Origin of the sequence: Methylobacterium sp. B1, assembly GCF_000333255.1 — a bacterium.
Taxonomy (GTDB): domain Bacteria; phylum Pseudomonadota; class Alphaproteobacteria; order Rhizobiales; family Beijerinckiaceae; genus Methylobacterium; species Methylobacterium fujisawaense.
Genome location: NZ_BACT01000610.1, coordinates 1 through 7,286 on the forward strand (window position 1 = coordinate 1; position 7,286 = coordinate 7,286).

Sequence of the window (7,286 nt, forward strand, 5' to 3'; positions counted from 1 at the left end):
GTGAGATGCGCGAAGGCGCGCACGGTGCACCCGTCCGCCACCCGGCACGCCCGGCCCGAACACCACGTTCGGCTCCACGATCACGTCGCGCCCCAACACCGTGTCGTGGCTGAGGAACACCGTCTCGGGGGCGATCAGCGTGGCGCCGCCCAGCATGGCGGTGCGACGCAGCTGCGCCTGGAAGGCGGCTTCCGCAACACTGAGCTGCACCCGGTCGTTGACGCCCTGCGCCTCGGCCTCGTCCACCGGCACGACCGTGACCGGAAGCCCGTCGGCCACCGCCAGCGCCACCGCGTCGGGCAGGTAGTACTCGCCGGCCGCGTTGTCGTTGCCGATGCGGGCGAGCAGCGCCAGGGCGTGCCGTCCGGCGAGCGCCATCAGCCCGGCATTGCACAGGGTCACGGCCCGCTCTGCGGCGCTGGCGTCCTTCTCCTCGCGGATCGCCAGGACGCGGTCGCCCTCGGTCAGAACCCGTCCATAGCCGGTGGGCGTCGCCGTCTCGAAGGCCAGCACCGCCACCGCGGCGCCGTCGGCCAGGGGCGCCCGGAGGCGTAGGAAGGTCTCGGCCGAGACGAGGGGCGTGTCGCCGAAGGCGATCACCACGTCGTCGTCGGGCTCGGCCAGGATCTCCCGGGCGGCCAGGACCGCGTGGGCGGTGCCGAGGCGCTCGGCCTGCGGGAAGACCCGGGCGCCGGGGGCCGCCCGCGCGATCTCGGCGGCGACGTCGTCGCGGCCGGGCTCGGCCACCACGGCGATCCGGCCCGCCCCCGCCGCCTGTACGGCGGCCAGGACATGGCCGAGCATGCTGCGCCCGGCGATCCGATGCAGGACCTTCGGCAGGTCCGAGCGCATCCGCGTGCCCTTCCCGGCCGCGAGCACGATGGCGGTGAGGCTGCGCGGGGGCGTTCCGGTCGGGGTCATCGCAGGTCCAGGCGTCGAGCAAACGGCACGACGGATGGGCCGGACGCGCGCCCGGCGCAACCCCATCCGGGCGATCAGCGCAGCGCCAGGGCGGCGTGCTGGCCCGAACCGTGGGCGAAATGCTCGCGGCGGCGCTCGATCGAGCTCGGGATCCGCAGGGATTCCCGGTATTTCGCCACCGTGCGTCGGGCGATGTCGACGCCCTCCCCGCGCAGCTTCTGCACCAGCGCGTCGTCGGACAGCACGTCGTCCGGCGTCTCGCCGTCGACCAGCTGCTTGATGCGGTGGCGCACCGCCTCGGAGGAATGGGCGGCCGCGCCGGCCGCACCGGGGATCGCCGCGGTGAAGAAGTACTTCATCTCCAGGGTCCCCCGGCTCGTGCCGATGGCCTTGTTGGAGGTGACTCGCGAGACGGTCGATTCGTGCATGCCGATCGCCTCCGCCACGGTCTTGAGGTTCAGGGGCCGCAGGTGGGAGACGCCGTGGACGAAGAACCCGTCCTGCTGGCGGACGATCTCGGTGGCGACCTTGAGGATGGTGCGGGCCCGCTGCTCCAGCGAGCGGGTCAGCCAGTTGGCGTTCTGCAGGGCCTCGGACAGGAAGGCCTTATCGCCCTCCGCGGCGGCATTGCGCGAGACGCGGGCGTAGTAGCTCTGGTTCACCAGGACGCGGGGGAGCGCCTCGCTGTTGAGCTCGACCAGCCAGGACCCATCCGGCGCGGCGCGCACGAACACGTCCGGAACCAGAACCTCGACGGCGCTCGATCCGAAGGCGCGGCCCGGCTTCGGATCCAGGCGGCGGATCTCGCCCAGCATGTCGACGAGGTCCTCGTCGTCGACGCCGCAGAGCCGGCGCAAAGCCGCGAAATCGCGCTTGGCGACGAGGTCCAGACGCGAGACCAGCGCCTGCATCGCCGGGTCGAACCGGTCGCGCTCGCGCAGCTGGATCGCGAGGCATTCGGCGAGATCGCGGGCCGCGATCCCGGGCGGATCGAAGGTCTGCACCAGCGCCAGCATCCGGCCGACGAGGGCGGGGTCGGCGCCGAGCCGCTCGGCCACGTCCTCCACGGTCTCGCGCAGGTAGCCGGCCTCGTCCACGGCGTCGATCAGGAAGCCGCCGATCAGCCGCTCGGCGGGATCGCGGGTCGCGAGATCGAGCTGGCCCGCGAGGTGATCGCGCAGCGAGGTCTCGGCCGTGAGGGTCGCCTCGAAATCGGGCGCCTCGGCGTCGAAGCTTCCCCCGGTGCTGCCGTAGGGCGGCGGCGTCAGCGAGAGCATGTCGCCCCCGCCCGCCTCGCGCGCCTGGACCGGTGTCTCGTCCGGGAAGACGTTGTCGAGGCGCGTGTCGAAATCGCTCTCGATCTCGCCGCGGCTCGGGTTAAGGTCGGTGGACAGCCATGATTCGGGTTCCGTGACCTCCAGGCCGTCGGAGGAGGCATCGTCCGAATGGCCGCTCGATTCGGAGGTCTCGCCGGGGCCGGGCAGTTCCGGCTCGGCGCGCTCCAGCAGCGGATTGCGTTCCAGCTCGGCCTCGACATAGGCCGCGAGATCGAGCTGCGACAATTGCAGGAGTTTGATCGCTTGCAGAAGCTGCGGCGTCATCACCAGGGCCTGGCCCTGACGCACTTCCAGCCGTTGCACCAAACTCATGTGAGGCCTCGATGCCCTTCCGGCGCGGTTCGCCAGCCTGAGCCACGCTGCTCACGGCATGGTTCTTGCTTTCTCCGCCAGGCCTTCTCTAGCCCGATCTGTGGCGCGGGTCAAAGCGCGGCCTTGCACAGGCGTGTTGGCAACTGCACTGCAGTTCCGGGGGTGTGGCGCTCCCGCTCCATCGCCAGGAGGCCACGGTCAGTCTGAGAGCAGGTCTCGGGGGCCGCTGTGTTCCCCTTTATCCCGGCGTGTCTGCCGAGATGTCCGACTAAGCTGCGCGTTGCTTTGTTCGGTTGCGGACGGTTCCGCGACGGGATGCGATATCCGCTCGCTATTGTCCGATGATCCGAGCATGGCTCCCTGGGCACAATGGCTCGCGGACTTGAGCTGGCGTGCCAATGCCGAATTCTGCGTACGCTTGCGGCCGATGCGACACCAAAACCGTCTTCTGGCTGCCCTATCCGAGGCGGATGGCGCGCTGCTCGGACCGCATCTCGAGGCGATCGACCTCCCATTGGGCCATGTGCTCGTCGAACCGGCGGCCGAGATCCCGTACGCGATCTTCATCGACACCGGCCTGTGCTCCATGGTGTCGACGCTCGACCAGGGCGGGCGCATCGAGGTCGGCCTGGTGGGCCGCGACGGCATGGCGACGCCGGCGCTGCTGCTGGGGACGGACACGATCCCGTACCAACTTTTCATGCAGGTTGCCGGTCACGGGCACCGGATCGCGGTGCCGGCCCTGCGCGACGCGGTGAAAGCCAGCGCTTCGCTGCGCACTCTTTTTCTGCGCTACGTCCAGACCTTCCTGGTTCAGGTGGCCCAGACCGCCATCGCCAACGCAGGGGCGCCTGCCGAGGAAAGGCTCGCGCGGTGGCTGCTGATGTATCACGACCGTCAGGACGGCGACGACCTGTCCGTGACGCATGAGTTCCTGTCGATCATGCTGGGTGTGCGTCGCCCGACCGTCACGGTGGCGATCCACACGCTGGAGGGGGCCGGCCTGATCCGGGCTCGGCGCGGGCGGATCCGGGTCCTGAGCCGTGCCCGCCTGGAGGAGGCTGCCGGCCAGACCTACGGGCCGGCCGAAACCGAATACGAGCGCCTGATCGGCCCGCTGCGGCGGTCTGAGGATTCGCCGGCGTAAGGCACCTCTGCGCCGACGAGGCCGGTTCATCGGTGATCCCGACCGTATCCGAACGCCAGGTCCGTGGCGTGCCGACGCGCCGGTCACGTCCCCACCGGAGAGAGGCCGGCCGGGTATCGGTGCCGATGCGCCGCGTCCCGCCGCGCAGGCGGTGGCCCGCTGTCAGGGACACGCGGCCCTGTCCGCACCGCGATCGCCGTCTCTGCCCCGCAATCCGCGTCGGACCGGCTTGGACCGGGCCGGGCAGGCGCCAGCCTCAGACCGGTCCATGCCCCTCGAACCTCCAGGCGCGCTTGCACGGGACGCCGCCAGGGCCGGCTGCCCCTCCCAGCGGAAGGGCCGCGATTCGGCGATTGTCACCAGGCCTGTCGCGCGGCGGCGGCAGTGCCGGGCGAAACCGGGCAGGCCCCGCTCCGCCTCAGGGCTGACCGGCCGGCCGTCGGAGAGGACGGCGCGGTGCAGGCGACGCGGGCCCGGAAGCCCGCTCGGTGGCATCCTCTTCCGCGTTGACCCGCCCGCACGCCGGATCGGCCAGGAGGTCGACGGGCGAGACCCGGCTCTACCAGCCGCAGTTCGGTACCGGGGGCTGGGCCTTGGCCATCGCCGACTTCTCGATCGGCACCATCGCGCCCCAGGCGTATTTCTGGGCGTGGGGCGTGACGTTGGCGAAGAGGCAGCCGAGCTGGAAGTGCGTCGCGCCCATCTCGCCCGAGAAGCCCATGCAGTCCAGGAACGTCCAGGTCTTGGGCACCGGGGTCATGGAGCGCCAGCGCGGCATCGCCACGGGCGAGCAGACCTTGACCGCCCCGGTGCCGTCATCGGCGTTGAGCGCATCGCCCGGGCTCTGTGCCGCGCCGGGCCGGACGCCCGGGCCGAGCAGCAGGGCCGCCGCGACGAGTGTCCGGCGGGTGATCAGGGCAAATCGGCTCATCGGGTCAGCGCATCGTCCACCACAGCGCCGCGAGGATCGCGAAGCCGAGGACGTTGTAAAGGATTGCCCAGATCCAGACACCCAGCACGGCGCGGCTCGGCTGGCGGGGGCGCGGCCGGCCGGGGCGCAGGCGATGGCGGTCCTCCGGCGTCGGCCAGATCGCTGCTCTGGGCGCCTTGAGGAGCCGCGTTAGCGCCTCCGGAAGATGCGGGCCGGGCGGTCCCTCGCCGGTCATGACGGTCTCGGATGCGGCGGGGGGCCTGTGCGGGGCGAAGCGGCACGCAGACGGACATGGGCGCAGGCCCTGCGGCCCTCAAGACCCACGCGCCGCATCCCGCATCCGCCGCGCCCGGCTCACAGCACCGTGCCGGGCGCCTGCGGGTCGTACCGGTAGGCCCAGGTTTCGGAGAGCAGCCGGTCTCCGGACTTGAGCTGCAGACGCATCTCCACGGGCTCCAAGCCCTCGGCATAGACCTTGAAGAAGACCCGCCAGGGGCTCGGCTTGCTGTAGGGCGCCCAGGTGGCGCCGACCTCCTCGGCGCTGCCGCGCGACAGGGTCAACGCCACCGTGGCCGTCTCGGGATTGAGGCCCGACAGGGCCGCACCCGCGAATTCCAGCACGAATTGCCGCACGAGATTGGCGCGGCCCGGGCGCCGGTCCCCGTCCGCGAGCCACGCGGCCTTGGTGGCCCGTGTGGCGACGCAGCGGGCGAGATCGGTGGCGACCGGTTCCTCCACGGTCCAGCGCAGCCGGTAGGCGAAGCTGCGGTCGGATCCGGCCTGAGGCGGGTCGTCCGGCACCCAGAGGGCGACGATGTTGTCGTCGGTTTCCTGATGGGTCGGGATCTCCACGAGCTGGACGCTGCCCCGGCCCCAGTCGCCCTGCGGCTCGACCCAGATGTCGGGCCTGTTCTCCTCGAAGCCGTCGTCGATGTAATTCTCGTACGCGCGGTCGCGCTGGAGCAGGCCGAAGCCCTTCGGAGCGCGGTCCGCGAAGGCGCTGACGCTGAGGCGGTGCGGGTTGTTGAGCGGCCGCCAGATCAGCTCGCCGGCCCCGGTCTGCATCAGCAGACCGTCGGAATCATGCACCTCGGGCCGCCAGTCGCTCGCGAGGAAGCGGCTCATGCCCTCCGAGTACCAGAGCATCGAGGTCAGGGGCGCCATGCCGAACCGCTCCACCGACTTGCGCATGTAGACCGTACAGGCGACGTCGATGACGACATGCGGCTCCTTCCGGGCGACGAAGCGGTAGGCGCCCGTCAAGCTCGGACCTTCGAGGAGCGCCAGCACGGTCACGGCGCCGTCCGCGGCCGGGCTCACGTAGAAGCGCGTGAAGACCGGGAATTCCTCGGTTCTGCCCGGTGCCGGCGCGGTGTCGATGGCGATGCCCCGGGCCGAGGCGCCGTACTGCGCGCCGTCTCCGGCGGCGCGGAAGTAGGAGGCCCCCAGAAAGGCCAGCCAGTCGCCGTCGTCGCCGGGCTGTCCGGCGGGCGCCTTCTGGAAGCGGAACCCCGCGAAGCCCGCCCCGTCCGGGACGTCCTTGGCCGGGTTGCCGGCCGGATAGGTGAACAGGTCGTGGGCGTAGAGCACCTCGCGCGCCTGTCCGCCCTCCAGGGCATAGACCTTCACGGGGTGGCGGAAGAAGTTGCCGAGGTGGAAGAACGTCACCGGGTACGGGCTCTCGGCGAACAGCGCGTGGCCCGGCGGGTAGCGGATCTCCTGGAGCGGTCCGTAGGTCAGGGCGTCGAGGGCGGCCGAGGCCGGGGCTTCGGGCGGCGGCGCATAGGGCCGGTCCCGCAGCGTCCGGGCGAGAGCGTTCAGCCGGTCGAGATCCATGGGTTCCGGCGGCGCGAGGCGCGGCCCCCCGGAGGCGGCCCTGGCGAGGCCGGGGAACGGCGCGAGAGCGAGGAGCCCGATGGCAGTCAGGACGCGGCGCGTGATCAAGCTGGGACCCCCGGATTCGGCCGGGCCTCGCGACCCGCGCCGCCCTCTAGCCACGCGGGCGCCACGGCGCAATTTCCCGGGCTGCAGCTCAGCTCCGCGGGCCGCAGCTGCCGGTGCTGCCGTCGGTGGCCCAGAGATTGGCGCCGCCCCCCGGCGGGCATTGGCCCGGCAGCGCCAGGGTGATCAGCTTGGCGAAGGCGCTGGCCTCGTCCTCGCCATAGCCGATCTCGCCGACCATGCGGCCGGACTTGTCGAACAGCGCCACGGTGGCGGAATGCTCCATCGTGTAGTCGCCGTCCTTGGTCGGCACGCGCTTGTAGGCGACGTGATAGGCGTCGGCCATGCGGGCGACCTGCTCGGGCGTGCCGACGAAGCCGCGGATGCGCGGATCGAAGGAGGCGAGATAGTCCCGGAGGGTGTCGGGCGTGTCGCGCTGCGGGTCCAGGGTGACGAGATCCCGATCTTGTCGGGATCGGGCTTCAGCTCGCTGAAATCCCGGCGGCGGGGGCTCGTCGCGGGTGCTGCGGTCGGCGTCTCGTCCGCGGCCGGAGCCGCGGATTTCCGCTTGAAGAAACGGGCCAAGGCTCAGGATCCGCGCTTGTCCACCGAACCCCGGCGGCCCGTGCCGCCGGCCATCTGACGGAACCACTTGCGGTGATGGCGGTAGGCCCAGCCGCCCGTGACCGTGCCGCGG

The 7,286-nt window shown here is 71.5% G+C and carries 6 protein-coding genes and 2 pseudogenes; 1 reads left to right on the forward strand and 7 read right to left on the reverse strand.

Annotation, left to right across the window (positions count from 1 at the left end):
- Both I53_RS17985 and rpoN read right to left on the reverse strand, forming a co-directional pair.
- Positions 1 to 921 (reverse strand): annotated as a pseudogene (locus tag I53_RS17985) (NTP transferase domain-containing protein); the annotation flags it as partial.
- A 74-nt stretch (positions 922 to 995) separates the two neighbouring features.
- The gene (gene rpoN / locus I53_RS17990) at positions 996 to 2,570 is read right to left on the reverse strand and encodes an RNA polymerase factor sigma-54 (RefSeq protein WP_043353120.1); all 1,575 of its coding nucleotides are present in this window, start codon (positions 2,568 to 2,570) and stop codon (positions 996 to 998) included.
- A gap of 427 nt (positions 2,571 to 2,997) precedes the next feature.
- Here rpoN and I53_RS17995 point away from each other — a divergent pair, with 427 nt between their 5' ends.
- Positions 2,998 to 3,717 carry a Crp/Fnr family transcriptional regulator gene (locus I53_RS17995; protein WP_043353123.1) on the forward strand — a complete coding sequence of 240 codons (720 nt, stop codon included), beginning with the start codon at positions 2,998 to 3,000 and terminating at the stop codon, positions 3,715 to 3,717.
- Between the two features lie 559 nt (positions 3,718 to 4,276).
- On the opposite strand, the gene I53_RS18000 is transcribed toward I53_RS17995, so the two are convergent.
- The 5 genes and pseudogenes from I53_RS18000 to I53_RS36185 form a co-directional block, all read right to left on the reverse strand.
- Positions 4,277 to 4,648 carry a hypothetical protein gene (locus I53_RS18000; RefSeq protein WP_043353125.1) on the reverse strand — a complete coding sequence of 124 codons (372 nt, stop codon included), beginning with the start codon at positions 4,646 to 4,648 and terminating at the stop codon, positions 4,277 to 4,279.
- A gap of 4 nt (positions 4,649 to 4,652) precedes the next feature.
- Positions 4,653 to 4,883 carry a hypothetical protein gene (locus I53_RS18005; protein WP_043353127.1) on the reverse strand — a complete coding sequence of 77 codons (231 nt, stop codon included), beginning with the start codon at positions 4,881 to 4,883 and terminating at the stop codon, positions 4,653 to 4,655.
- Between the two features lie 119 nt (positions 4,884 to 5,002).
- Entirely contained in the window at positions 5,003 to 6,592 is a 1,590-nt protein-coding gene (locus I53_RS18010; protein WP_043353129.1) for a glucan biosynthesis protein, read from the reverse strand.
- A gap of 88 nt (positions 6,593 to 6,680) precedes the next feature.
- Positions 6,681 to 7,184 carry an SCO family protein gene (locus I53_RS35210; RefSeq protein ID WP_374701342.1) on the reverse strand — a complete coding sequence of 168 codons (504 nt, stop codon included), beginning with the start codon at positions 7,182 to 7,184 and terminating at the stop codon, positions 6,681 to 6,683.
- Positions 7,178 to 7,286: pseudogene (locus I53_RS36185) on the reverse strand (formate dehydrogenase cytochrome b556 subunit); the annotation flags it as partial. The gene I53_RS35210 and the pseudogene I53_RS36185, both read right to left, overlap by 7 nt.

Bases quoted from the DNA above. Each gene is read 5' to 3' on its own strand.
- I53_RS17995 (WP_043353123.1), top strand. From the start codon at position 2,998: ATGCGACACCAAAACCGTCTTCTGGCTGCCCTATCCGAGGCGGATGGC.
- I53_RS18000 (WP_043353125.1), bottom strand. From the start codon at position 4,648: ATGAGCCGATTTGCCCTGATCACCCGCCGGACACTCGTCGCGGCGGCC.
- I53_RS18005 (WP_043353127.1), bottom strand. From the start codon at position 4,883: ATGACCGGCGAGGGACCGCCCGGCCCGCATCTTCCGGAGGCGCTAACG.
- rpoN (WP_043353120.1), bottom strand. From the start codon at position 2,570: ATGAGTTTGGTGCAACGGCTGGAAGTGCGTCAGGGCCAGGCCCTGGTG.